Origin of the sequence: Chelatococcus composti, assembly GCF_014201415.1 — a bacterium.
Taxonomy (GTDB): Bacteria; Pseudomonadota; Alphaproteobacteria; order Rhizobiales; family Beijerinckiaceae; genus Chelatococcus_A; species Chelatococcus_A composti.
Genome location: NZ_JACHEH010000002.1, coordinates 442,148 through 465,037 on the forward strand (window position 1 = coordinate 442,148; position 22,890 = coordinate 465,037).

The 22,890-nt window shown below is 67.1% G+C and carries 20 protein-coding genes; 9 read left to right on the forward strand and 11 right to left on the reverse strand.

Translation table 11 applies throughout. The features are described from left to right. Positions 1–353: 353 nt before the first annotated feature. Complete coding sequence (gene secA, locus HNQ73_RS05335; RefSeq protein WP_183332980.1) at positions 354–3,131, forward strand: preprotein translocase subunit SecA; 2,778 nt, start codon at positions 354–356, stop codon at positions 3,129–3,131. A gap of 105 nt (positions 3,132–3,236) precedes the next feature. Then, entirely contained in the window at positions 3,237–4,370 is a 1,134-nt protein-coding gene (locus tag HNQ73_RS05340; RefSeq protein ID WP_183332982.1) for an AI-2E family transporter, read from the forward strand. A gap of 102 nt (positions 4,371–4,472) precedes the next feature. On the opposite strand, the gene HNQ73_RS05345 is transcribed toward HNQ73_RS05340, so the two are convergent. From HNQ73_RS05345 to HNQ73_RS05355, 3 genes are all read right to left on the reverse strand, one after another. Beyond that, positions 4,473–5,918 (reverse strand): L,D-transpeptidase family protein, encoded by a 1,446-nt coding sequence (locus HNQ73_RS05345; RefSeq protein ID WP_183332984.1) that lies wholly within the window; start codon positions 5,916–5,918, stop codon positions 4,473–4,475. 126 nt (positions 5,919–6,044) lie between these two features. Beyond that, complete coding sequence (locus HNQ73_RS05350) at positions 6,045–6,998, reverse strand: acetyl-CoA carboxylase carboxyltransferase subunit alpha (RefSeq protein ID WP_183332986.1); 954 nt, start codon at positions 6,996–6,998, stop codon at positions 6,045–6,047. Positions 6,999–7,180: 182 nt separating this feature from the next. Beyond that, the gene (locus HNQ73_RS05355) at positions 7,181–7,969 is read right to left on the reverse strand and encodes a class I SAM-dependent methyltransferase (RefSeq protein ID WP_183332988.1); all 789 of its coding nucleotides are present in this window, start codon (positions 7,967–7,969) and stop codon (positions 7,181–7,183) included. A 160-nt stretch (positions 7,970–8,129) separates the two neighbouring features. On the opposite strand from HNQ73_RS05355, the gene gloB reads away from it, so the two are divergent. Beyond that, positions 8,130–8,897, forward strand: a complete 768-nt coding sequence (gloB, locus tag HNQ73_RS05360) for a hydroxyacylglutathione hydrolase (protein ID WP_183332990.1) — start codon at positions 8,130–8,132, stop codon at positions 8,895–8,897. Positions 8,898–8,905: 8 nt separating this feature from the next. Then, positions 8,906–9,349, forward strand: a complete 444-nt coding sequence (locus HNQ73_RS05365; RefSeq protein WP_373284863.1) for a cupin domain-containing protein — start codon at positions 8,906–8,908, stop codon at positions 9,347–9,349. Between the two features lie 16 nt (positions 9,350–9,365). Here HNQ73_RS05365 and HNQ73_RS05370 read toward each other — a convergent pair whose 3' ends face one another. Together HNQ73_RS05370 and HNQ73_RS05375 are read right to left on the reverse strand one after the other, a co-directional pair. After that, entirely contained in the window at positions 9,366–9,827 is a 462-nt protein-coding gene (locus HNQ73_RS05370) for a cyclic nucleotide-binding domain-containing protein (protein ID WP_183332995.1), read from the reverse strand. 25 nt (positions 9,828–9,852) lie between these two features. Next, positions 9,853–10,539: a response regulator transcription factor gene (locus tag HNQ73_RS05375; protein ID WP_183332997.1), complete on the reverse strand. Its 687-nt coding sequence runs from the start codon at positions 10,537–10,539 to the stop codon at positions 9,853–9,855. Between the two features lie 140 nt (positions 10,540–10,679). Here HNQ73_RS05375 and HNQ73_RS05380 point away from each other — a divergent pair, with 140 nt between their 5' ends. Further along, a complete protein-coding gene (locus HNQ73_RS05380) occupies positions 10,680–11,249 on the forward strand; it encodes a L,D-transpeptidase family protein (RefSeq protein ID WP_183332999.1) in 570 nt (189 codons plus the stop codon). Then, positions 11,246–11,914: an HAD family hydrolase gene (locus HNQ73_RS05385; RefSeq protein WP_244649899.1), complete on the forward strand. Its 669-nt coding sequence runs from the start codon at positions 11,246–11,248 to the stop codon at positions 11,912–11,914. Before HNQ73_RS05380 ends, HNQ73_RS05385 begins: the two co-directional genes overlap by 4 nt. An 18-nt stretch (positions 11,915–11,932) precedes the next feature. Here HNQ73_RS05385 and HNQ73_RS05390 read toward each other — a convergent pair whose 3' ends face one another. After that, positions 11,933–12,610 carry a YggS family pyridoxal phosphate-dependent enzyme gene (locus HNQ73_RS05390; RefSeq protein ID WP_183333001.1) on the reverse strand — a complete coding sequence of 226 codons (678 nt, stop codon included), beginning with the start codon at positions 12,608–12,610 and terminating at the stop codon, positions 11,933–11,935. 231 nt (positions 12,611–12,841) lie between these two features. On the opposite strand from HNQ73_RS05390, the gene leuS reads away from it, so the two are divergent. The 3 genes from leuS to holA are packed head-to-tail and all read left to right on the forward strand — an operon-like array spanning position 12,842 to position 17,068. Continuing rightward, entirely contained in the window at positions 12,842–15,478 is a 2,637-nt protein-coding gene (leuS, locus tag HNQ73_RS05395) for a leucine--tRNA ligase (protein WP_183333347.1), read from the forward strand. Next, on the forward strand, positions 15,465–16,019 hold the full coding sequence (gene lptE / locus HNQ73_RS05400) for an LPS assembly lipoprotein LptE (protein WP_183333003.1): 555 nt from the start codon (positions 15,465–15,467) through the stop codon (positions 16,017–16,019). Before leuS ends, lptE begins: the two co-directional genes overlap by 14 nt. Positions 16,020–16,039: 20 nt before the next feature. Then, entirely contained in the window at positions 16,040–17,068 is a 1,029-nt protein-coding gene (holA, locus tag HNQ73_RS05405) for a DNA polymerase III subunit delta (protein ID WP_183333005.1), read from the forward strand. Positions 17,069–17,077: 9 nt separating this feature from the next. Here the strand turns inward: holA and HNQ73_RS05410 are convergent, their stop codons facing one another. The 5 genes from HNQ73_RS05410 to mnmE all read right to left on the reverse strand — a co-directional run bounded on the left by HNQ73_RS05410 (position 17,078) and on the right by mnmE (position 22,849). Continuing rightward, on the reverse strand, positions 17,078–17,965 hold the full coding sequence (locus tag HNQ73_RS05410) for a ParB/RepB/Spo0J family partition protein (protein ID WP_183333007.1): 888 nt from the start codon (positions 17,963–17,965) through the stop codon (positions 17,078–17,080). A gap of 90 nt (positions 17,966–18,055) precedes the next feature. Next, positions 18,056–18,895, reverse strand: coding sequence for a ParA family protein (locus tag HNQ73_RS05415; protein WP_183333009.1), 840 nt, complete (start codon positions 18,893–18,895; stop codon positions 18,056–18,058). Continuing rightward, positions 18,888–19,544 (reverse strand): 16S rRNA (guanine(527)-N(7))-methyltransferase RsmG, encoded by a 657-nt coding sequence (rsmG, locus tag HNQ73_RS05420; RefSeq protein ID WP_183333011.1) that lies wholly within the window; start codon positions 19,542–19,544, stop codon positions 18,888–18,890. The genes HNQ73_RS05415 and rsmG overlap by 8 nt, the downstream gene beginning before the upstream one ends. An 18-nt stretch (positions 19,545–19,562) precedes the next feature. After that, positions 19,563–21,431 carry a tRNA uridine-5-carboxymethylaminomethyl(34) synthesis enzyme MnmG gene (mnmG, locus tag HNQ73_RS05425; protein ID WP_183333013.1) on the reverse strand — a complete coding sequence of 623 codons (1,869 nt, stop codon included), beginning with the start codon at positions 21,429–21,431 and terminating at the stop codon, positions 19,563–19,565. Between the two features lie 38 nt (positions 21,432–21,469). Next, a complete protein-coding gene (gene mnmE, locus HNQ73_RS05430) occupies positions 21,470–22,849 on the reverse strand; it encodes a tRNA uridine-5-carboxymethylaminomethyl(34) synthesis GTPase MnmE (protein WP_244649901.1) in 1,380 nt (459 codons plus the stop codon). Positions 22,850–22,890: the final 41 nt, after the last annotated feature.

The window sequence follows — 22,890 nt, forward strand, 5'->3', positions numbered from 1 at the left end:
CATGGAACATGGACCGGCGGGGCCGCTCGCGCAGGGCCGGCCGGCATCACGGTGGCATGAGTGGCTGAAGCGCAAGCGCTTGGCAAGGGACAAATCGTCCGCGACAGCTCTCGCCCATTGTTGAAAGCGTTGACATTCCCCCGCCCCGATCCCATGTGGCGCAAGGGATCCCGGCCGCCCGACGACGCCCCGGCGGACCAGCAACGCGCAACCTTCAGAGTTATGCTGGACCGGCGCGCTCACGCCGGGTAATTGTCGCGCGGCGACAGGAGTTCCACCATAGCCGCGGCTCCTCGGCGCCGCACGTGCGCTCGTTCGTACCGCAAGACTGTTTTCGTCCGGAAAGGCCATCGATGTTCGGCGCTCTCGCAAAAAAAATCTTCGGCTCGGCCAACGATCGCCGCCTCAAGACGTACAAGCCGAAGGTGGCGGCCATCAATGCCCTTGAGCCGGAGCTTGCGGCGCTGAGCGACGAGGCGCTGCGCGCCCGCACCGAGGAATTCAAGCGTCAGCTCGCCGAGGGACGCAGCCTCGATGACCTGCTGGTGCCTGCCTTCGCCACGGTGCGCGAGGCGGCCAAGCGCGTGCTCGGCCAGCGCCACTTCGATGTCCAGCTCATCGGCGGCATGGTCCTGCACGAGGGCGGCATTGCCGAGATGCGCACGGGCGAGGGCAAGACGCTCGTCGCCACCCTGCCGACCTATCTCAATGCGCTCGCCGGAAAGGGCGTGCACGTCGTCACCGTCAACGACTACCTCGCCCGCCGCGACGCCGAATGGATGGGCCGCGTCTACCGCTTCCTCGGCCTCAGCGTCGGCATCATCGTGCATGGGCTCGACGACGAGCAGCGCAAGGCAGCCTATGCCTGCGACATCACCTACGGCACCAACAACGAGTTCGGCTTCGACTATCTGCGCGACAACATGAAGTACGACTTCGCACAGATGGTCCAACGCGGGCACCACTTCGCCATCGTCGACGAGGTGGACTCGATCCTGATCGACGAGGCGCGCACGCCGCTCATCATCTCCGGGCCCCTCGACGACCGCTCCGAGCTCTACAACGCCATCGACGCGGTGATTCCCAAGCTCACCAAGGAAGACTACGAGGTCGACGAGAAGCAGCGCGCCGTCTCCCTCACGGAGAAGGGCAACGAGCACATCGAGCAGCTCCTCCAGGAGGCGGGCATCCTCAAGGAAGGCTCGCTATACGAGGCGAACAACGCCACCATCGTGCACCACGTCAACCAGGCGTTGCGCGCCCACACGCTCTTCCAGCGAGACAGGGACTACATCGTCCGCAACGGCGAGGTTGTCATCATCGACGAGTTCACCGGCCGCATGATGCCCGGGCGTCGCTATTCGGAAGGCCTGCACCAGGCGCTCGAGGCCAAGGAGCGCGTGCCGATCCAGCCCGAGAACCAGACGCTCGCCTCCATCACGTTCCAGAACTACTTCCGCCTCTACGAGAAGCTGGCGGGCATGACCGGCACGGCCGCCACCGAGGCGGACGAGTTCGCCGACATCTACCGGCTGGACGTGGTCGAGATCCCGACCAACCTGCCCGTGCAGCGCATCGACGAGGACGACGAGGTCTACCGGACGGCGGAGGAGAAGTACAAGGCGATCGTCCGCGAGATCGAGGCTGCCACCGCCAAGGGCCAGCCTATCCTGGTCGGCACGACGTCCATCGAGAAGTCGGAGCTCCTGGCGCAACTCCTGATCCGTCACGGCTTCAAGCAGATCGACTTCACGCGCGAGGACGCGCTGAAGCCGCTCTTCGAGGCGGCCCGCTCTGGCCAGCCCTCCAAGCATTTCGCCGTGCTCAACGCCCGTTTCCACGAGCAGGAGGCCTTCATCGTGGCGCAGGCCGGCGTGCCTGGCGCCATCACGATCGCCACCAACATGGCCGGCCGCGGCACCGACATCCAACTCGGCGGCAACGCCGAGATGCGCATCGCCCACGAGCTCGGCGACATGCCGGACGGCGAGGAGCGGCGTGCGAAGGAGGAGGCGATCCGCATCGAGGTCGCCCAGTTCAAGCAGCGGGCGCTTGAGGCGGGTGGCCTCTATGTGCTCGGTACGGAGCGGCACGAGAGCCGGCGTATCGACAACCAGCTGCGCGGCCGCTCGGGCCGCCAGGGCGACCCCGGCCGCTCCAAGTTCTTCCTGTCGCTTCAGGACGACCTGATGCGCATCTTCGGCTCCGACCGCATGGACAGCATGCTCCAGCGCCTCGGGTTGAAAGAAGACGAAGCCATCATCCATCCCTGGATCAACAAGGCCATTGAGAAGGCGCAGGCCAAGGTCGAGGCGCGCAACTACGACATCCGCAAGAACATCCTGAAGTACGACAACGTCATGAACGACCAGCGCAAGGTCGTCTTCGAGCAGCGCCGGGAGTTCATGGCTGCCCAGTCTGTGCGTGACACCATCGACGACATGCGCCAGACCGTCATCGACGACATCGTCGCGCGACACATCCCCGAGGGAGCCTATCCCGAGCAGTGGGACGTCGCGGGGCTCGAGGAGAGCGTCAGGCGGATCCTCAACCTCGACGTTCCCGTCGCCGACTGGGCGAAGGAAGAGGGCATCGCCGACGAGGAGATGCGGGAGCGCCTGCAGAAGGCGGCGAACGAGGCCTATGCCGCCCGCGTCGAGAAGAACACGCCCGAGGTGATGACCTATGTCGAGAAGCAGGTGCTGCTGCAGACGCTGGACCACCTCTGGCGCGAACATCTCGTCACCCTCGACCACCTGAGGCAGGTCATCGGCTGGCGCGGCCTCGCCCAGCGTGACCCGCTTAACGAGTACAAGGCCGAGGCGTTCCAGCTCTTCGACAGCCTCCTTGACCACCTGCGCGAACACGTGACGGCGCAGCTGATGCGCGTCGAAGTCCTGTTCCAGCCGCCGCCGGAAGCCGAGCTGCCGCCTATGGAGGCACATCACATCGACCCGCTCACCGGCGAGGACGAACTGGCGCTGGCGCTTGCCTCGGCGCCCGCCGAAGCGGGCACGCGGCCGGCGCGCGATCCGAACGATCCCTCGACCTGGGGCAAGGTCGGCCGCAACGATCCGTGCCCCTGCGGCTCCGGCAAGAAGTACAAGCACTGCCACGGCTCATTCGTCTGACGCCGCCGCCGGCCCGTCGCGAAGCGGGGGGAACAATACGACCGCCGGCACGTTGCCTCGCACAGCCATCGCGCGATGGGGTGCGGGCGGAAACCGGCGGTCGTCATGGATCTGCGCAACTATAGGCGTCGGCTGCGCTGGCCGGCTTCCGCCCAGCGTCGGGATGCGCCGCCTCCCGATCCGGTCAAGACGGCGCCCATCGACGAGGAAATGTTCTGGAAGACGATCACGCGGCTCGCCGTGATCGGGATCTTCATCATGACCTTCGGCGCCGTGCTGATGGTGACTCGGGCCGTCACGGCGCCCGTCTGTGCCGCAATCATCGTCGGCAGCATCGTTGGCCCCCTCGTGGAGCAAATGGCGCGGCGGGGCGTCCCGCCCTTCCTTGGCGCCATCGGGCTCGTGTCGATCTTCGTTGCTGCGCTCTACCTCCTGACCCTGTCCTTCTCGGACCAGGTCAACATGTGGGTGGAACGTGCGCCGGAGCTCGGCAGCATCCTCGAGGAGCGCTTCCGGTCCCTGCGTGAGCCCATGGGCTTCCTGCGGCGCATCGAGCGCGGCCTGTCCGATGTCGGACAAGGCGGAGCGATCGACGTGCAGGTGAGCGGATCGTCCCTTCTGGAGACGGCGCTCTCGGCGGCGACGCCCGCCGTCGCCCAGTTCCTGCTCTTTGCCGGCACGCTCGTCTTCTTCCTCGCCGGGCGCGCGCAGATGAAGCGCAAGCTCGTCGTGGGCTTCATGACGCGCGAGGCGCGCCTCATGGCGCTGCAGATCGTTACGGACATCGAGCGCGCGCTGGGCCGTTACCTCGGCACCGTCACGATGATCAATGCCGGCCTCGGCATCGCGACGGGAATCGCCATGTGGCTCATAGGCATGCCCAGCCCCGCCCTGTGGGGCCTGCTCGCCTTCATCCTGAACTTCGTGCCCTACATCGGCTCGGCAATCACGACGGTGGTGATCTTCGTCGTGGGTCTGGTCTCGTTCGACTCGCTCGGCGCCGCCGTCGTTCCGCCGCTCGTCTTCCTCGCGCTCACCACGGTCGAGGGCCAGTTCGTCACGCCGAGCGTCATCGGCAGGCGCCTCACGCTCAACCCGTTCGTCGTCTTTATCGCCGTGGCCTTCTGGACATGGATCTGGGGGCCGATCGGGGCGTTTCTCGCCGTCCCCATCCTGATCGTCACGATGGTCGTGATCGACCACGTTTTCCCGAAGGACGAGGTGAGCCTGCCGGGCTGATTCGCCACGATCGGGGCCGATCCAGGCGGCGCGACCGTCGCGGCCGAAAGAGGAATGCGGCCATCATGGACGGCCGCTTCTCTTCACTCAGCAGCGGAAACGTCAGTTCGTCTGGGCAGTATAGGCTGACAGGCCCGGAGGCAGAGGAGCCTGGGCGCCGCGCATGATCGGCGGCAGGGCAGCCTGGCGATCCTTCTTGCCGGCGGCCGAAGACGCGTCCGCTCCACGGCGCCGCGGCGGCAGCGGCGCATCGGCCGGTGCCGGAATGGCGGTGGCGTCGGCCTGCGGCTCGTCCTTGGAGCCGAAGAGGCCGCCGAAGGACAGGATGCGGTCGACCAGCGGGCGGCCGTTCGCGGCGGACGCGACGACTGGCTGCGAAGGCGTGGCGGCCACGGCCGTCGTCGCGCTCGTCACCTCGGGCGCAGCGGCAGCCGGGCTCGAGACCGGAGCCGGCGCAGCCGCAGGGGCCGAGGCGGCCTGCACCGCGACCTGGACGGGCTTCGATTCCGTGATCGGCTTTTCGCGGCCATTGTCGTCGAGCTCTATGACGCGAGGCCCACTGGCCAGAGCATCCGGCCGGCTGACCTCGAGCGCACGCTGGTTCGACTGGGCGAAAACGGAGATATTGCTCTCCTCAACAGCGGCCATCCGGCGACGGAAGGACTCGTGCTGGTCGCCATCCGCGTAGACCAGCTTGATGGCCTTGGTGCCGTTGCTGACAAGCTCGGCGACCTTCGCTTCATCGGCCCGCTGCTTCTGCGCCACGGCAACCGCGATGTTCTCGTCAACCTCGAGTGGCGGGCAGGCCGCGGCCGGATCGAGGCGCTGGCCGTTGGCAGGTTTCGCGTTGAACACGTAGCGCTTGCCGCAGACGGCCACCTGCGGCTCCTGCTTCGTCACCTCGAAATGGTCCGAGCCTTCCTTGAGATTGCGCCAGAAGGCGATGTTCGGATCCAGCCGATGCTTGGCGAGGTTCTCCGGCGTCATGCGGAAGGGCATCGCCTGCATCTGCACGGCCTTCTGCCCGCCGGCAAAGGCCTCCCGCACGATGGCGTAGACCTCGGCGATCTGCTCGTCGGTCATCGAATAGCAGCCTGCCGAGGAGCAGGCACCGTGGACCATCAGGTGGGCGCCGGTGCGGCCGTGGGCGCGGTCGTAGGTGTTCGGATAGCCGATGTTGAACGAAAGGTAGTAGTTCGAGTTTGGATTGAGCTGGGCCGGCGTGATGGCGTAGAAGCCCTCTGGCGCCTGCCGGTCACCCTCTCGCTTCTTGGGACCGAGCTGGCCCGACCAGCGGCAGATGGGATAGGTCTTCAGCAGCGCGTACTTGCCGGACTTGGTCTGCTTCCAGATCTCGAGCTCCGATTCCTTCTTGTAGGAGCGGATGAGGACCGGCGCATAGCGCGGCATGTCCTTCTGCTCCATCAGTGCCAGCGTCTTGGCTGGAACGGGCTGGGAGGCGCGGACGCTGCGGGAGTAGGTGGCGTCATCCTCGCAGGCTGCCACCGCAAACGCGATCGACGAGACCAGCACCAACCGCTTGAGCATAACGCAACCTCTCGCTTCCCTGATGCCGCGCGTATGGCGCATCGGCATCATCGAGCTTTAGACCCGTTAGCGTTACTCGAACCTTACCGATGCTCACCGCCGCGCACCGGCTCGGTTAACGGATCATTAAAGCTGGCGCCCGATGGCCAGGAACTTCTCAGCACGCAAGGACCGGATCTCGTCGGGCGAAAGCCCGGCCAGATCCTGAAAAGCCGCTGCGATCGCATCGCCCGCAGCGTTCATGGCTGCCGCCGGATCGCGATGCGCACCTCCCGGCGGCTCCGGGATAATGCCATCGATGACCGAAAAGCGTAAGAGATCTTGTGCCGTGATCTTCATGTTGGTCGCCGCATCCTGGGCACGCGAGGAGTCGCGCCACAGGATGGAGGCAGCCCCCTCCGGCGAGATCACCGAATAGATGGCGTGCTCGAGCATGAGCACCCGATTCGCCGTGGCGAGCGCGATGGCGCCGCCCGAGCCGCCCTCGCCGATGATGACAGCGACATTTGGCACGCCAAGCGCGAGGCAGGCCTCGGTCGAGCGCGCGATGGCCTCTGCCTGGCCGCGCTCTTCCGCGCCGATGCCCGGATAGGCGCCGGCCGTATCGACGAAGCTGATCACCGGAATGCCGAAACGGTCCGCCATCTCCATCAGCCGCACCGCCTTGCGGTAGCCTTCGGGCCGCGCCATGCCGAAGTTGTGGCGCAGGCGCGCCTCGGTGGTGGCGCCCTTCTCCTGGCCGATCACGCAGACGCTTTCGCCGCGGAAACGGCCGAAACCGCCGACAATAGCCTCGTCCTCGCCGAACTTGCGGTCTCCGGCAAGCGGCGTAAAATCCTCGATCAGCGCCGCGCAATAGTCGACGAAGTGGGGCCGCTGCGGATGGCGCGCCACCAGCGTCTTCTGCCACGGCGTCAGGTTGGCGTAGATGTCCGCCAGCGCCTTCTGTGCCTTGGCCTCGAGGCGCGCGATCTCATCGCCGATGGCAACGGCGCTGCCGCCTTCGGCCATGGCACGCAGTTCCTCGACCTTGGCTTCGAGCTCGGCGACGGGCTTTTCGAAATCCAGATAGCTTCGCATGCGATATGGCGCGCCGGGGTTATCCGTCTCGAAGGGGCCAGTCCGCGGCATCCGGCCACGGGAGGCCTCCCACAGGGTCGGCGCGGGCGGACCTTGGCGACTGGCCGGCGCCAAGTCAAGACGAAGTCAGGAGGAAGGCAGCATCGCGCGGAAGGCGGAGGCAGGCCGCGAATGCGCCGGCGTCACGGCGGGGGCGAGCTGGCGGCCGTCGGCGACACGTCTTCCGGAGCCCCGAGCCGCGGCGACAGCGCCCCCTGGGCCGGAACCAGCACGGGACGCAGACGCGCCGCACGCCGCATGGCCCGCACCGGGACGGGCCGGTGCAGCTGCTTCACCGCCTCGATGACGTGCACGCCGGCGAAGGGCAGCGACAGGCCGGCGCCCGCCCTCTCCCACGCCACCGCCGACCGCAGGAACAGCTGGCGCTGCAGTGGTGGCACGTAGAGCGCTTCCAGCCAGTTCTCCGGCGAGAAGAGCGTGCGGCGCATGAGCCCGTTGAGCTGCGAGCGGCTGTAGGGCTGGCCCTGGCCGAAGGGCGTCGTGTCCATGCGCGCCCACAGGCCGCGGCGGTTGGGCGCGACAAGGAGGACGCGGCCACCGGGGCTCAGCACCCGCCAGACCTCGCTCATCAGCTCGTCCGGCGCTTCGCTGGTCTCAAGGGCATGGACGACGAGCACGCGGTCGATGCAGGCGTCTGGCAGGGGCAGCATCGTGGGCTCGACGAGGGCGGAGGCCGACGGGCCCGTCGACGGCCAGTTCACCACGCCCTGCGCAGCCGGCATGAAGGCGAGGGCGCGTTCGCTGCCAGCCTTGAGCGCACTGAGATAGGGTGTCGCGTAGCCGATGCCGAGAAGCCGCAGGCCGGAGAGATCCTTCCACAACGCCTCGACGGCGCGCAGCACGAGACGGCGGGCGACCGCTCCGAGCGGGCTCGCGTAGAAATGCCTCAGATCGACCACATCGACGGCCAAGGGACTCTCCTCGTCTCCCATGATGATCGGGATCGGGCCGGCCGGTTGCAAGATGAGCCTCCCGCACGCCAGCCGGTTCTCGTGATTCGCCTCGACGCAAAGAGGCTGTAAGGTCGCCGGGATTCGGGCCGCCCACGGGCGGAAGCCAAGGAGGACGATCGTGCCGGCCGATATCCACGTCTTTCCCTGCCGCAGCGACAACATCGGCGTGCTGATCCGCGATGCGGCAACCGGTGCCTGCGCGGCAATCGACGCACCGGAAGAGCAGGCGGTGCGCCGGGCCCTTGCCGAGACCGGATGGCACCTGACGCACATCCTCGTCACCCACAAGCACCACGACCATGTCGAGGGCATCCCCGGCCTCAAGCGGGAGACGGGGGCAACCGTCATCGGGCCGGCGGCGGAAGCGGCCGCCATTCCGGGCATCGACCGGACCGTCTTGGAGGGCGACGAGGTCGCGGTGGGTGATCTCCGGGGCAAGGTCATTGCCACTCCGGGACACACGCTTGGCCATGTCGCCTACTGGTTCGCCGGCGAGCGGGCGCTCTTTGCCGGCGACACGCTGTTTGCGCTCGGCTGCGGACGCCTGTTCGAGGGCACGCCAGCAGACATGTGGGGCGCGCTCGGGAAACTCTCCGCCCTGCCGGACGATACCCGCCTCTACTGCGGCCACGAGTATACGCTCTCGAACGCCCGTTTTGCGCTCGCCGCCGACCCCGGCAATGTCGCCCTCGCCAGGCGTGCGGCCGCCATCGAGGCCGCGCGGGCGCGCGGCGAGCTGACGATTCCCTCCCTTCTCGGCGAGGAGAAGGCGACGAACCCCTTCCTTCGCGCCGGGGAACCCGCTCTTGCCGCCGCCGTCAACCTTTCCGGCCGGCCGGCCGTGGAGGTGTTCGCCGCCCTGCGTGCCTGGAAGGACCGTTTCTGATGCCGCCCGTGGACCAACAAGAGCTCACGGCGGAGGACATCGTCCGCCTTCTCGATCTCCAGCCCCACCCGGAGGGCGGCTGGTTTCGCGAGACCTATCGTGACCCGCGGCCGGTGGACGGAGACCGCGCCGCCTCGACGCTGATCTATTATCTGCTGGGCCCCGGCGGCACGTCCCACTGGCACCGGGTCGATGCGGCGGAAGTCTGGCACTGGTATCTGGGCGCACCGCTGATGCTGACCCTCTCACCCGACGGGCAGCAGACCGAGACCCATCGTCTTGGCGGCGACCTCCTGGCGGGCGAGCGGCCACAATGCGTCGTGCCGGCGGGCTGGTGGCAGACGGCGACGAGCCTCGGCGCCTTCACCCTCGTCGGCTGCACGGTGGCGCCGGGATTCACCTTCGACGGTTTCGAGCTGGCGCCGCCCGGCTGGCGGCCCGCCCCGCGCTGAGGCGACAGCGGGTCTCCTAGCGGTCGATGGACAGAAGGGTGCGCCGCACGGCTGCCAAGTCGGTCGCCATGGCGTTGAGCCGCTCGACGAAGCGGGCCCTGAGATGGGCCGCGACGTCGGGAAATTCGACCAGCACGCGCCGCATGACGCTGCGCGGCAGCTTTGTCACGGACGAGGGCTCGCGGGCGATGGCCGTCGCGGGGCGTTTCGTTTCGGCAAACAGCGCCAGCTCGCCGATGAGGACGCCGGGGCCGGCCACGTATTCCGTCGGTGAGCCGTCGTCGCGGGCATCGAGCGCAATCGCTCCCGAGCGCACCAGGTAGCCCGCATCGGCAGGCTCCCCGCGACGGAAGAGGACATCACCCGCCCTCAGGATGCGTGACTCGGCCGCGAAGGCGACAAGGCGCAACGCCTCCCGCTCGATGCCGGCGAAGGTGGGCACCGCCTCGAGCGCCGCAATGTCGTCGTTCAGTCCCATGTCGGCCGCCGCGCGCTCCCCGAGATCACGGAATGAGTTTGTAGCCGCCCTGCTCGGTCACGAGAATGCGGGCGTTGGAAGGATCCTGCTCGATCTTCTGCCGAAGGCGGTAGATGTGCGTCTCGAGCGTGTGCGTTGTGACGTTGGCGTTGTAGCCCCAGACCTCGGCGAGCAGCACCTCGCGCGACACCACCTTCTGGCCTGCGCGGTAGAGAAAGCGCAGGATCGCCGTCTCCTTCTCCGTCAGCTTGAGCTTGGAGCCGCGCTCGTTGACGAGCAGCTTGGCGCTCGGACGAAAGGTGTAGGGCCCAATGGTGAACACCGCATCCTCGCTCGCCTCGTACTGGCGCAGCTGGGCCCGGATGCGCGCCAGCAGCACCGCGAAGCGGAAGGGTTTGGCCACATAGTCGTTGGCACCGGCATCAAGACCGAGGACCGTGTCGTTGTCGGTGGCGTGGCCCGTCAGCATGATCACAGGGCTGCGGAAACCGCTCTCGCGCATGCGCTTCACGACATCGCGGCCATCCATGTCCGGCAGGCCGACGTCCATGATGACGAGATCGATGTTGTTCTCCCGGATGGCTTCGAGCGCCTCGGCGCCCGATGCGGCTGTGGAGAGGGCGAACTCGTCGGTGAGCGCAAGCTGCTCGCTCAGCGTCTCGCGCAGGTCTTCCTCGTCGTCCACGATGAGCAGATGGCGGGCGTGGGGCATTGTCCTTCCATCGTTGGGCAGGAGATGCCGGCGCAGGCGCTGGCCGGAGACCCGGCGACGCACGCCGCCGGGCGAGGAAGTCCTAGACTAAGCGATCGGCGCCGGGCAACAAGTAGACGGTGTCGACGCACCGGCTTGTGATGAAACGAACCTTCCTCCGCACCATTCGGGTCCTTCCGCGTCCCGGCAACGCTTCGCGCGGGCTTCTCGTTGCAGGACATGTCGTGCTGCCCTGCGCGCTCGGCAAGGGTGGTGTCACGCGCGCCAAATGCGAGGGCGACGGCGCGACCCCGCTCGGGCGCTTCGCACTCGGTGCCCTCTACCTGCGCCCCGACAGGGGCAGGCGACCGCGCTGCGGCCTTCCGACGCGCTGGATGCGCCCGGACGACGGCTGGTGCGACGCCCCGGGCGATCGGCTCTACAACCGGCCGGTGCGCCTTCCTTATCCCGCGAGCCACGAGCGGATGTGGCGGGACGACGACGTCTATGACCGCGTCATCGACATACGCTACAACCGCGGGCCGATCCGCCCCGGCCGGGGCAGCGCCATCTTCATGCATCTCGCCCGCCCCGGCTTTGCACCGACGGCCGGGTGCGTCGCCCTGCGGCGGGCCGATCTCGACCGGCTCTTGCCGCGCCTGGGCCCCGGCACGCTGCTCGTGATCGGCACCGATCCGCGCCGCTTCCCCCTTTCCCGAAAGCAGAAATGATGAGCCGCCCAGCCCTTCTCTTCGACCTCGACGGCACGCTGACCGAGACGGACCATCTGCATTTCGAGGCCTTCAACGCCATGCTCGCCAGTTTCGGCCGCAGCATTACGCCCGAGGCCTACGCCCGACAGGTGCAGGGCCGCGCCAATGCCGCGATCATGCGCGACATGTTCCCGGACCTGCCTGAGAGCGAGCACATCCGCCTCGCTGACGCCAAGGAAGCCGCCTTCCGGTCCATGGCCGAGGGCCGGCTGGAGCCCGCGCGCGGCCTTCTCGATTTCCTCGCCCTGGCCGAGAGCCGCGGCATCGGCTGCGCGGTTGTCACCAACGCGCCGCGCGCCAATGCGGAAATGATGCTCGGCGCCATTGGCCTGCGGAGCCGTTTCGAGGCGATCGTCATCGGCGACGAACTGCCGCGGCCCAAACCCGACCCGATGCCCTACCGCATGGGGCTGGACCTCCTCAGTGCCGACCCGGCCCGCTCCCTCGCCTTCGAGGATTCGGCCTCCGGCGTGCGATCAGCCCGCGCGGCTGGCCTTTTCGTGGTCGGCCTGATGACGACGCTGTCGGCGGAAGCGCTCGAAGCCGCCGGCGCGAGCCTCGCCATCGCCGACTTCACGGACCCGCGGCTGCCAGAGGTGCTGGAAGCCAGGCTCGCCGGATGAGCCGGCGGCAGCAGCAAACTAGTGCCGGGCGCCGAAGATGGCGCTGCCGACGCGCACGTGGGTCGCGCCCAGCATCACTGCCTGCTCGAAATCGGCGCTCATCCCCATCGACAGGCATGAGAGCCCGTTGCGCGCGGCAATCTTGGCGAGCAACGCGAAGTGCGGCGACGGCGGCTCGTCCACCGGCGGGATACACATGAGCCCGACGACGGGCAGCTTCCACGTGTCCCGACACTGCGCGATGAAGGCGTCGGCCTCGGCAGGTGCGACGCCAGCCTTCTGCGGCTCCTCGCCTGTGTTGACCTGCACGAACAGACGCGGCCGGCGACCGGTCCGCTCCATCTCGCGCACCAGCGCCTCGGCCAGCGACGGCCGGTCGAGCGAATGGATCACGTCGAAGAGCGTCACGGCGTCGCGGGCCTTGTTCGACTGCAGTGGCCCGATAAGGTGCAGCTCGACGTCCGGACAGCGCTCCCGGAGCGCCGGCCACTTCGCCTTCGCCTCCTGGACACGATTTTCGCCGAAGACGCGGTGCCCCGCAGCCAGAACGGGCTCGACGGCCTCGACCGGGAAGGTCTTCGACACCGCGATGAGCGTGACGGAGGCGGGATCGCGCCCCTCCTCACGTGCCGTTCGCGCGATCGAATCCGCGACGGCCTTCAGCCGCTCGGCAGCAAGCTGCGCCCTGTCGTCCACGGTCCTGCCCTCCTCATGACCTCTTCCACCGCCGCGGAGCGCGTCACGACACCACGAAAGCGGTGCCGGGCGTTGACCGCAAACGGCATTCGTGTCCTAGTCCGCCCGGCAGCAACGATGCAATGGGTGTCGCGCCACGGCGTGGCGTACCGCGTCGTCGTGCCGCCTCACCGGACCGGCCGCGTTCACCCGCGGCGCCCCTTTCGCGAGCATTCCGACTTGACCGAGACCATGACGGTGGAACGATACAACCCCAAGGAGGCCGAGCCTAAGTGGCAGGCCATCTGGGAAGAGCGCGGCATCTTCCGTACGCGCAACGACGACCCGCGCGACACGTACTATGTCCTTGAGATGTTCCCCTATCCGTCGGGACGCATCCACATGGGCCACGTGCGCAACTACACGATGGGTGACGTCGTCGCCCGCTTCATGCGCGCCAAGGGCTACAATGTTCTCCACCCCATGGGCTGGGACGCCTTCGGCATGCCGGCCGAAAACGCGGCCATGGCCAACAAGGTCCATCCCAAGGAATGGACCTATGCCAACATCGCCACGATGCGGGCGCAGCTGAAATCCATGGGCCTGTCGCTGGACTGGAGCCGCGAGATCGCCACCTGCGATCCCTCGTATTACCGGCATCAGCAGAAGATGTTCCTGGACTTCTTCAGGGCTGGCCTCGTCGACCGCAAGACCGCGAAGGTCAACTGGGACCCGGTTGACCAGACGGTGCTCGCCAACGAACAGGTGATCGACGGGCGCGGCTGGCGCTCCGGCGCGCTCGTGGAACAGCGCGAACTGACGCAGTGGTTCTTCAAGATTACGGCCTTCGCGGACGACCTCCTCGCCTCGCTCGACCGTCTCGAGCGCTGGCCGGAAAAAGTGCGGCTGATGCAGAAGAACTGGATCGGCCGCTCGGAGGGCCTGCTCGTGCGCTTCGCGCTCGACAAGGCCACGACGCCGAACGGCGAGAGCGAACTCGAGATCTATACCACGCGGCCCGACACGCTCTTCGGCGCCCGCTTCATGGCCGTGGCGCCGGACCATCCGTTGGCCAGGGCGGCCGCAAAAACGAATCCGGAGCTCGCCGCCTTCATCGAGGAATGCAAGCGCACCGGCACGGCGGCAGAACTCATTGAGAAGGCCGAGAAGAAGGGCTACGACACCGGCATCCGCGCCATCCACCCCTTCGACCCGGACTGGAAGCTGCCGGTCTATGTCGCGAACTTCATCCTGATGGAGTACGGCACCGGCGCCATCTTCGGCTGCCCTGCCCACGACCAGCGCGACCTCGACTTCGTCAACACCTACGGCCTCGGCGTCACGCCCGTCGTCTGCCCGCCGGGCCAGGACCCCGCCACCTTCACCATCACCGACACCGCCTATGACGGCGAGGGCACGCTGATCAACTCGCGTTTTCTCGACGGCATGACCGTGGCGGAAGCAAAGGAAGAGGTGGCCCGGCGGCTCGAGGCCGAAATGCGCGACGGCCGCCCGGTGGCCCAGCGGCGCGTCAACTTCCGCCTGCGCGACTGGGGCATCTCGCGCCAGCGCTACTGGGGCTGCCCGATCCCCATCATCCACTGCGACGACTGTGGCGCCGTGCCTGTGCCGGACGACCAGCTACCGGTTGTGCTGCCCGACGATGTCGACTTCGACAAGCCCGGCAATCCGCTCGACCGGCATCCGACGTGGAAGCACGTCCCCTGCCCGCGCTGCGCCAAACCGGCCCGTCGCGAGACGGATACGATGGACACTTTCGTCGACTCGTCCTGGTATTACGCGCGCTTTACAGATCCGCATCTGGAAGACCGGCCGACGAACCGCGAGGTCGTCGACCGCTGGCTGCCGGTGGACCAGTACATCGGCGGCATCGAGCATGCCATCCTGCACCTGCTCTATTCGCGCTTCTTCGCCCGGGCGATGAAGGCAACCGGCCACCTCGGGCACGATGAGCCCTTTGCCGGCCTCTTTACCCAGGGCATGGTGGTGCACGAGACCTATCGCGATGCCAGCGGCGCCTGGGTGCAGCCGGCCGACGTGCGCATCGAGAACGAGGGCGGTGTCCGCAAGGCCTTCCACATCCGGACGGGCGAGCCGATCACCATCGGCAGCATCGAAAAGATGTCGAAGTCCAAGAAGAACACCATCGATCCGGACGAGATCATCGGCACCTACGGCGCCGACACGGCGCGCTGGTTCATGCTGTCCGACTCCCCGCCAGAGCGGGACGTGATCTGGACCGAGGAGGGCGTCCAGGGCGCGCATCGCTTCGTCCAGCGCCTGTGGCGTCTGATCGGCGAGGTGGTGGCGGTCACAGACGACGCTGCCGACGGCTCGGCCGAGACGACGCTCGACGAGGCTTCCCTCGCGCTGCGCAAGGCGACGCACCGCGCCCTCGCGAGCGTCGAGGAGGACATCCTCAAGCTCCGCTTCAACCGCTGTGTCGCGCAGATCTATGAACTGTCGAACGCGCTGCAGGCGGCCCTCAACGGCATCCGCAACGGCGAGCCTCCCTCCGCCGACATGCGCTTTGCGTTGCGCGAGGCGGCCTCAATCCTGGTGCAGATCGTCGCCCCGATGATGCCGCACCTGGCCGAGGAATGCTGGAAGGTGCTTGGCTTCGAGACCCTCGTTGCCGAGACCCACTGGCCGAAGGCGGACAAGTCCCTCCTCGTCGAGGACGTCATCACCCTGCCGGTGCAGGTCAACGGCAAGAAGCGCGCCGACGTGACGGTGCCGCGCGACGCCGACAACGCGGCTGTGGAAGCCGCGGTGCTCGCGCTCGAGGCGGTTCAGCGTGCCACGGAGGGGCGTCCCATCCGCAAAGTCATCGTCGTCCCGCAGAGGATCGTCAATGTCGTCGCCTGACCGTCTCTTCCGCGGCGCAGCCACCGCGCTGCGCCTGGCTGCCGTGGCTGCGCTCGCCCTCGGGCTCGCAGGCTGCCTCCGCCCGCTCTACGCCGAGCGGGCGGATGGCACGACCGTGCAGGATACGCTGCGCACCATCGAGGTCGCATCGATTTCCGACATCCCCGGCCAGGAGCGGTTCGCCCACTACCTGCGCAATGAGGTGGTCTTCAGACTCACCGGCGGCAACGAGGCGCTCGAGCCACAATACATCCTCGAACTCTCGCCCGCCGGCATCGACGTGCGGACGGCGATCGTCGACACGGTCAGCGGCAATGCCCAGTCGGCAAACCTGCAGGCCACCGTCAATTTCGTTCTGAAGCGCGTCGGCCAGAAAATGCCGGTGCTGACGGGCAAGGCCACCGCCTCGGCGAGCTATGATCGCAACCCGCAGCGCTTTGCCTCGACCCGCGCCGCGCGCGATGCAGAAATCCGCGTCGCCAAGGAACTCGCGGAGCAGATCAGCGCGCGCATCGCCGCCGTGCTCGCGACGCGCGACTGAGCGACGGGGAGCGGCCCGGGATGGTGGCGATCAAGGCGGGCGATGTGGATGCGGTGATCGCGCGGCCGTCACCGCAGACCGCCGTCTTCCTCGTCTACGGCCCGGACAGTGGCCTTGTGAGCGAGCGCGTGCGCCGGCTTGTCGCCGCATCCGTGAACGACCCGGAGGATCCCTTCCAGCTCGTGCGCCTCGACGGTGACGAGATCGCGTCCGATCCCCTGCGTCTCGCCGACGAGGCGCACACCGTGCCGCTCTTCGGCGGGCGGCGCGCCATCTGGCTGCGAGCAGGCAGCCGCAATCTCGCGCCCGCCCTGACGCCGCTGTTGCAGGCCCCTCCACAGGATACGGTCGTCATCGTGGAAGCGGGTGATCTCGCGCGCACTGCACCGCTGCGCCAGCTCTGCGAGAAGTCACCGGCCGCCGCAGCCCTGCCCTGCTACGCGGACAGCGTCCGCGACATCGGAGCGCTGATCGATGAAGGAAGCCGGAAGGCTGGCGTTCGCATCGAACCCGATGCACGCGAGCTGCTCGTCGCCTCTCTCGGTGCGGACCGCGCCGCCAGCCGCTCGGAGCTCGACAAGCTCTTCACCTATGCCCACGGGCAGAGTGTGGTGACCGTCGATGATGTTGCCGCGGTCGTCGGAGACGTCTCCGCCGTCGCCTTCGACGCCGTCATCGACGCCGCCTTTCTCGGGGACTTCAACGCACTCGACCGCAGTTTCACGCGACTCCAGGCGGAAGGCACCGATGCCGGCGTGTTGCTGGGTTTCGTGCTGCGGCATGCCCTCGCCCTCATGGCGGCGCGGCAGGCCGTCGATACCGGCACTCCACCCTCCGTCGCCATCGGCAGCTTCCGGGGTCTGCACTTCAAGCGCAAGGCCGCGGTAGAACGCCAGGTGGGACTGTGGACGACCGCCAGCATCAACCGGGCGGCGGTCGAGATCGGTCAGGCCATCAGTGCGAGCCGGCGTCACCCGACACTCGCCAACCAGCACGCGCTGAAGACGCTCTGGGCGCTCGCCGGAATGGCCAGACGCGCCGCGCGGTAGGGCCGCCGTTCAGCCGCGCAGGCGGCGGCACAGCGCGTCGAGCTGCTCCAGCGTCTTGTAGCGGATGCGCACCTCGCCACCACCCTGTGCCTTGTGCTCCACGCTGACGGCCAGGCCAAGCACCTCTTCCAGTGCCTGCTCCAGCGCCCGCGTATCCGGATCCTTCTCCCTGCGCGGCCGGGCCTGACGGCTGGCGGCCTCCTCGGATCCTCGAGCCTCCTCCTGGGCGATGCGCTCCACGTCACGCACGTTGAGCCCCTGCGCAATGATGCGCTCCGCCACCGCCTCGGGGTCGCGCACGGACAGCAGCGCCCTGGCATGGCCGGCGGAAAGAATGCCGTCATTGACCTGGCGCTTGATGCTGTCGGGCAGGCGCAGGAGCCTCAGGGTGTTGGCAACGTGGCTGCGGCTCTTGCCGATAACCTGGGCCAGATCGTTCTGCGAGTAATGGAACTCGGCCATCAGCTGCTCGTAGCCGATGGCCTCCTCGATCGGGTTGAGGTCGGTGCGCTGGACGTTCTCGATGATGGCGATCTCTAGCGCCAGGCGGTCGTCGGCCTCGATGACCACCACCGGCACCTCGTGCAGGCCGGCCCGCTGCGCACCCCGCCAGCGCCGCTCGCCCGCGATGATCTCGTAGACATCGAGCAGGTTGGGAACGGCCCGGACAATGATCGGCTGGATCAGCCCGCGCTCGCGAATGGAGCTGGCAAGCTCCTCCAGCGCCTCGTCGTCGAACACCTTGCGGGGATTGCGCGGGTTCGGCCGAAGGAACTCGATGGGTACGGTCCGCTGCCCGCGCGGGGCACGCCCGGCATCGCCGAAGTCTTCGCCGACTTCACCGATGAGAGCGGCAAGTCCGCGTCCGAGACGGGACCGGGCAGGATCATCGACCATCTTTCAACTCCACCATCGATTGCAGCCTCGGCCTCTGGCCGCGACCAGCGCCCGGAACGCCTGCGAAACGACCGGCAGGCGCGACGCCTGCTACGCCGCTCGCAGGCTCTTTTCGCGCTGAATGACTTCGGACGCGAGCTTGAGATAGGCCTGGGCACCTGCGCATTTGAGGTCGTAGAGCAGCACCGGTTTTCCGTGGGACGGTGCTTCGGAGACGCGAACATTGCGCGGAATGATGGTCTCGTAGACCTTCGCTCCCATAAACTGGCGCACGTCCGCGACCACCTGACCCGAGAGGTTGTTACGCGGATCGAACATGGTCAGCACCACGCCGTGGATGGTCAGCCGCGGATTGAGCGCGGCGCGTACCTGTTCCACGGTGCGCAGAAGCTGGCTGAGACCCTCGAGCGCAAAGAACTCGCACTGCAGGGGCACAACCACAGCATCCGCCGCCGTCAGTGCGTTTATGGTGAGCAGGTTGAGCGACGGCGGGCAGTCGATCAGGACGTAGCTGTAGGCGGGCTGCCCATCCTCCGTCGGCGGCAGCGCCTTGATGGCCGAAGACAGTCGTTGCGCACGATCGCGATGCGAAGCGATTTCGAGCTCGACACCGAGCAGATCGAGCGTACTCGGCGCAACCGAGAGACCCGGCACCGCCGTCGGCAGGGCAGCGGCCTCCAGCGTCGCACTTGCGGTCATCACATCATAGGTCGAGACGCGGCGGCTCTTGCGGTCTATGCCCAGGCCGGTCGAAGCGTTGCCCTGCGGATCGAGATCGATGATGAGAACGCGCTCCCCGATCGCCGCCAGGGCCGTGCCGAGATTGATGGCGGTCGTCGTCTTGCCAACGCCGCCTTTCTGGTTAGCCAGGGCCAGCACCCGCGGCTGACTGCGGGCAGGTATTTGAATGGTTGAGCCAATATCAGCCATGATCCGAACCAAACTCCCGCAGCTGACGAACGATGCAGATGCGCCCCTGAGGATCCGTGACGCTCGGAACGATGTCGTAGTCGATATTCCAAGATTTAGAGGCCTCGGTCAATTCGGCGTCTAAATCTTGTCCCTTGGGAAAGAGGCCGAGAGCCCCGGTTCTCAACAGGTCTTTGCCCAGGGTGAGGAGCTCCGGCAGCGGCGCAAGCGCCCGGGCAGTCAAGACGTCGGCGCCACCAAGGCGGGGAAGCACGTCTTGGATTCGGCCCGCATGAACCTGGGCACGCGCCCCTGTTTCACGTGAAACAGCGCGCAGGAAGGCGCATTTTCTGCTGTTGCTCTCGACCAGATGCACCTCACGGTCGGGCTCCTCTCGCATCAGGATCGCCAACACCAGTCCCGGGAAGCCGGCCCCGGAGCCTATGTCGATCCAGCGCCGCGCGTCGGGAGCCAGCCGGAGCAGCTGGGCCGAATCCGCGATGTGGCGCGTCCAGATCTGATCGAGCGTGCGCGGGCCCACGAGGTTCTTGACATCCTGCCAGCGCCGCAGCAGGTCGACATAGATCTCGAAAGCCGGCAGCGTGTTCTGCGAAATCACTCCCAGCGAAAGAGCCGTCGCGCGGTCGTCTGTCTTGCTTTCTTTCCGCATGATCGATCCGGCCCCGAATCATTCAGCCGCGACGGGGCGTCGGGCCTTTGCGACCTCCGCTGCGAGAATTGTCAGCGCCGCCGGAGTCATCCCTTCGATGCGACTCGCTTGGCCAAGCGTCCGCGGACGAACAGTCGACAGCTTGTGCCGGATTTCGGCCGACAGTCCAGGCAAGGAATCAAAATCCAGCCCCTCTGGCAGCGCGGCCGATTCGTCGCGGCGATAGGAGGCGATATCGGCGGCCTGCCGGTCGAGGTAGACGGAATAGATCGCGTCGGTGCTGATACGGTCGCGTGTCTGACGATCCAGCGCCGCCATCTCCGGCCAGATGCGTGCGAGGTGATCGAATGTCACACCCGGATGCGCGAGAAGCTGAAACGCTGTGCGACGGCGTCCGTCCCTGTTGACCGACAACCCGTGCGCCGCAGCTTCATTGGGCGTGAGCGACAGGCGGTCGAGCAACGCACGTGCTGCCGCGAGCCTCTCGCGCTTGGCGCGATACGCCGCGGCCCTCCGCGAACCAACGCAGCCCAGCGCGATGCCGCGCTCCGTCAGCCGCTCGTCAGCGTTGTCGACACGCAACGACAAACGATACTCGGCGCGGGAGGTAAACATGCGATAGGGTTCGGTAACGCCGCGCGTCACCAGATCGTCGATGAGCACACCGACATAGCTCTCCGCCCGATCGAAGACCACGCCGTTCTCGCCGCCGGCACGGCGTGCAGCGTTGAGCCCGGCGACCAGACCCTGAGCCGCGGCCTCCTCGTAGCCGGTCGTGCCATTGATTTGGCCAGCGAGAAACAGCCCCCTCACCGCTTTGGTCTCGAGCGTGGGGAAGAGGGCGCGGGGATCGACGAAATCATATTCGATGGCATAGCCGGGGCGCAGCATCTTCGCCCGCTCCAGTCCGGGGATGGTGGCGAGCAGCGCCCGCTGTACTTCTTCTGGCAGGGAGGTTGAGATGCCGTTGGGATAGACTGTGTGATCGTCGAGCCCCTCGGGCTCCAGGAAGATCTGATGGCCATCCCGGTCGCCGAAGCGTACGACCTTGTCCTCAATCGAGGGGCAATAGCGCGGACCGCGACTGGCGATCTCACCCGAATACATCGGAGCACGATGGAGATTGGCTCTGATGATGGCGTGGGTCTCCACCGTGGTGCGCGTAATGCCGCATTCGATCTGCGGATTCGTGATCCGATCCGTCAGCGTCGAGAAGGGCTCCGGCTCGGGATCTCCAGCCTGACGTTCGAGGCTCGCCCAGTCGATGGTGCGACCATCAAGACGGGCCGGAGTTCCCGTCTTCAGCCGGCCCAAGGGAAAGCCGAACCGCGCCAGCGCCCTCGACAAGCCATGTGACGGCGCTTCACCAACGCGGCCTGCAGGAATCTTCACCTCCCCGATGTGGATGAGACCGCGCAGGAATGTTCCCGTGGTCAAGACGACAGATCCCGCGCGGAAAACATCGCCCGAGGCGAGGACAACGGCTGTAACCCGGCTGCCATCGAACAGCAGATCCTCTGCCTCGCCCTCGATCACCGTCAGGTTCTCGGTCGCACGAATCTCGGCCTGCATGGCGCTGGCATAGAGCTTGCGATCGGCCTGGGCGCGCGGGCCCCACACAGCGGGACCCTTGCGACGGTTGAGGACACGGAACTGGATGCCGCCCGCATCGGCCACCCGGCCCATCAGGCCGTCCAGGGCGTCCACCTCCCGGACAAGATGGCCCTTGCCGAGGCCGCCAATAGCCGGGTTGCAGGACATCGCACCGATGGTCGCGAAGCGATGGGTCACCAATGCGGTCGACGCCCCCATCCGCGCAGCGGCGGCAGCGGCCTCGACGCCGGCGTGGCCGCCTCCGATCACGATGACGTCGAACGAACGATCCATGATCACCTCGATCCCTGTTTCACGTGAAACAGCAGAGATCACTTTCCGATGCAGAACCCGGCAAAGAGGCGGTCGAGCACATCCTCGACATCCACCGTTCCGGTGATGCGCCCCAGATAGCGCATCGCCAGACGAATGTCTTCTGCCAAGAGCTCGCTTGGGTGGTCCGGTCCCGCGGAAATGGCCCGATCGAGCGCCGAAAGCGCGCCGGCGAAGGCCTCCCGATGCCGTTCCCGCGTCACAAGTCCGCCATCGCCGACGATGTCCCGTGCGATCGACTCAAGGCGCGCCACGAGAGCATCGATGCCCTCCCCCGTCGCAGCCGACAGGGCAAGCTCGTCGGCGCCAGTGCCTTCGCGCCTCCCACGCTCTTCGAGATCAACCTTTGTCCGGATCGGAATAACAACCACCCCGGGCGAGCGAAGATGTTCCGTATGCGAATCGAACGCCCGTAGCGACAGCACCACGTCGGCGTTCTGCGCCCTGTCGCGGGCGCGCCGCACGCCCTCCTGCTCAATCGGGTCCGGACTATCGCGCAGACCAGCCGTGTCCACGAGCGTCACGGGAACGCCGGCCAGGCTCCAGTGCACCTCTATAGTGTCCCTGGTCGTACCCGGTATGTCCGAGACGATGGCGACATCGCGCCGGGCGAGCGCGTTGAGAAGCGTCGACTTGCCCGCATTCGGAGGACCTGCGATCACCACTGTCAGGCCGCTGCGGATGCGCTCACCGTTGCGCGCCCGGGCGATCTCGCGGCGCAGATCGTCGGCGACGGAAACGACCAGAGCAAGGGCGCGTTCCCGCAAGTCGTCCGGCACGTCCCCCTCGTCGGCAAAATCGAGTTCTGCCTCGATGAAGGCAGAGGCGTCGATGAGCGTCCCCCGCCACCGCTCGACTGCGTTGCGCAACTCTCCCGACATCTGCCGCATGGCCTGCCGGCGCTGCATATCGGTCTCGGCATCGATCAAGTCGCCGAGACCCTCGACGGCGCTGAGATCCATCTTGCCGTTGAGCAGGGCGCGGCGGCTGAACTCCCCCGGAGCTGCCAGTCGGCAGCCCGGAATATCTCCCAGCGCGGCAAGCACGGCACTGACGACAGCCTGGCCGCCGTGAATGTGAAGCTCGGCGACATCCTCTCCCGTGAAGCTCCCCGGCCCAGGGAAGAACACGACCAACGCCTCGTCCAATACATCCCCGGAATCCGGATGGCGGAGCCGGCAGAGGTCCATCCGGCGCGGAACGGGCGTTCGACCTGCCATCGTTTCGAGAACGAATCGGCAGGCCGGCCCAGACACTCGCACCACGGCGATGCCAGCCCGGCCTGCGCCGCTCGCGAGAGCAAAGATCGTGTCGTTCTGGTCGGGCTGCATCGTTGCGATATCGAATCGAATTTGGTGGGCGCCGGGGTTTTCGCTCATGGCTATAATGACAGCGCCCGATTGTCGTCAGGGATCCTCCG

Coding starts and splice junctions, on each gene's coding strand:
- secA (WP_183332980.1), top strand. CDS start 354: ATGTTCGGCGCTCTCGCAAAAAAAATCTTCGGCTCGGCCAACGATCGC.
- HNQ73_RS05340 (WP_183332982.1), top strand. CDS start 3,237: ATGGATCTGCGCAACTATAGGCGTCGGCTGCGCTGGCCGGCTTCCGCC.
- HNQ73_RS05345 (WP_183332984.1), bottom strand. CDS start 5,918: ATGCTCAAGCGGTTGGTGCTGGTCTCGTCGATCGCGTTTGCGGTGGCA.
- HNQ73_RS05350 (WP_183332986.1), bottom strand. CDS start 6,998: ATGCGAAGCTATCTGGATTTCGAAAAGCCCGTCGCCGAGCTCGAAGCC.
- HNQ73_RS05370 (WP_183332995.1), bottom strand. CDS start 9,827: ATGGGACTGAACGACGACATTGCGGCGCTCGAGGCGGTGCCCACCTTC.
- HNQ73_RS05375 (WP_183332997.1), bottom strand. CDS start 10,539: ATGCCCCACGCCCGCCATCTGCTCATCGTGGACGACGAGGAAGACCTG.
- HNQ73_RS05380 (WP_183332999.1), top strand. CDS start 10,680: ATGAAACGAACCTTCCTCCGCACCATTCGGGTCCTTCCGCGTCCCGGC.
- HNQ73_RS05385 (WP_244649899.1), top strand. CDS start 11,246: ATGATGAGCCGCCCAGCCCTTCTCTTCGACCTCGACGGCACGCTGACC.
- leuS (WP_183333347.1), top strand. CDS start 12,842: ATGACGGTGGAACGATACAACCCCAAGGAGGCCGAGCCTAAGTGGCAG.
- lptE (WP_183333003.1), top strand. CDS start 15,465: ATGTCGTCGCCTGACCGTCTCTTCCGCGGCGCAGCCACCGCGCTGCGC.
- holA (WP_183333005.1), top strand. CDS start 16,040: ATGGTGGCGATCAAGGCGGGCGATGTGGATGCGGTGATCGCGCGGCCG.
- HNQ73_RS05410 (WP_183333007.1), bottom strand. CDS start 17,965: ATGGTCGATGATCCTGCCCGGTCCCGTCTCGGACGCGGACTTGCCGCT.
- HNQ73_RS05415 (WP_183333009.1), bottom strand. CDS start 18,895: ATGGCTGATATTGGCTCAACCATTCAAATACCTGCCCGCAGTCAGCCG.
- rsmG (WP_183333011.1), bottom strand. CDS start 19,544: ATGCGGAAAGAAAGCAAGACAGACGACCGCGCGACGGCTCTTTCGCTG.
- mnmG (WP_183333013.1), bottom strand. CDS start 21,431: ATGGATCGTTCGTTCGACGTCATCGTGATCGGAGGCGGCCACGCCGGC.
- mnmE (WP_244649901.1), bottom strand. CDS start 22,849: ATGAGCGAAAACCCCGGCGCCCACCAAATTCGATTCGATATCGCAACG.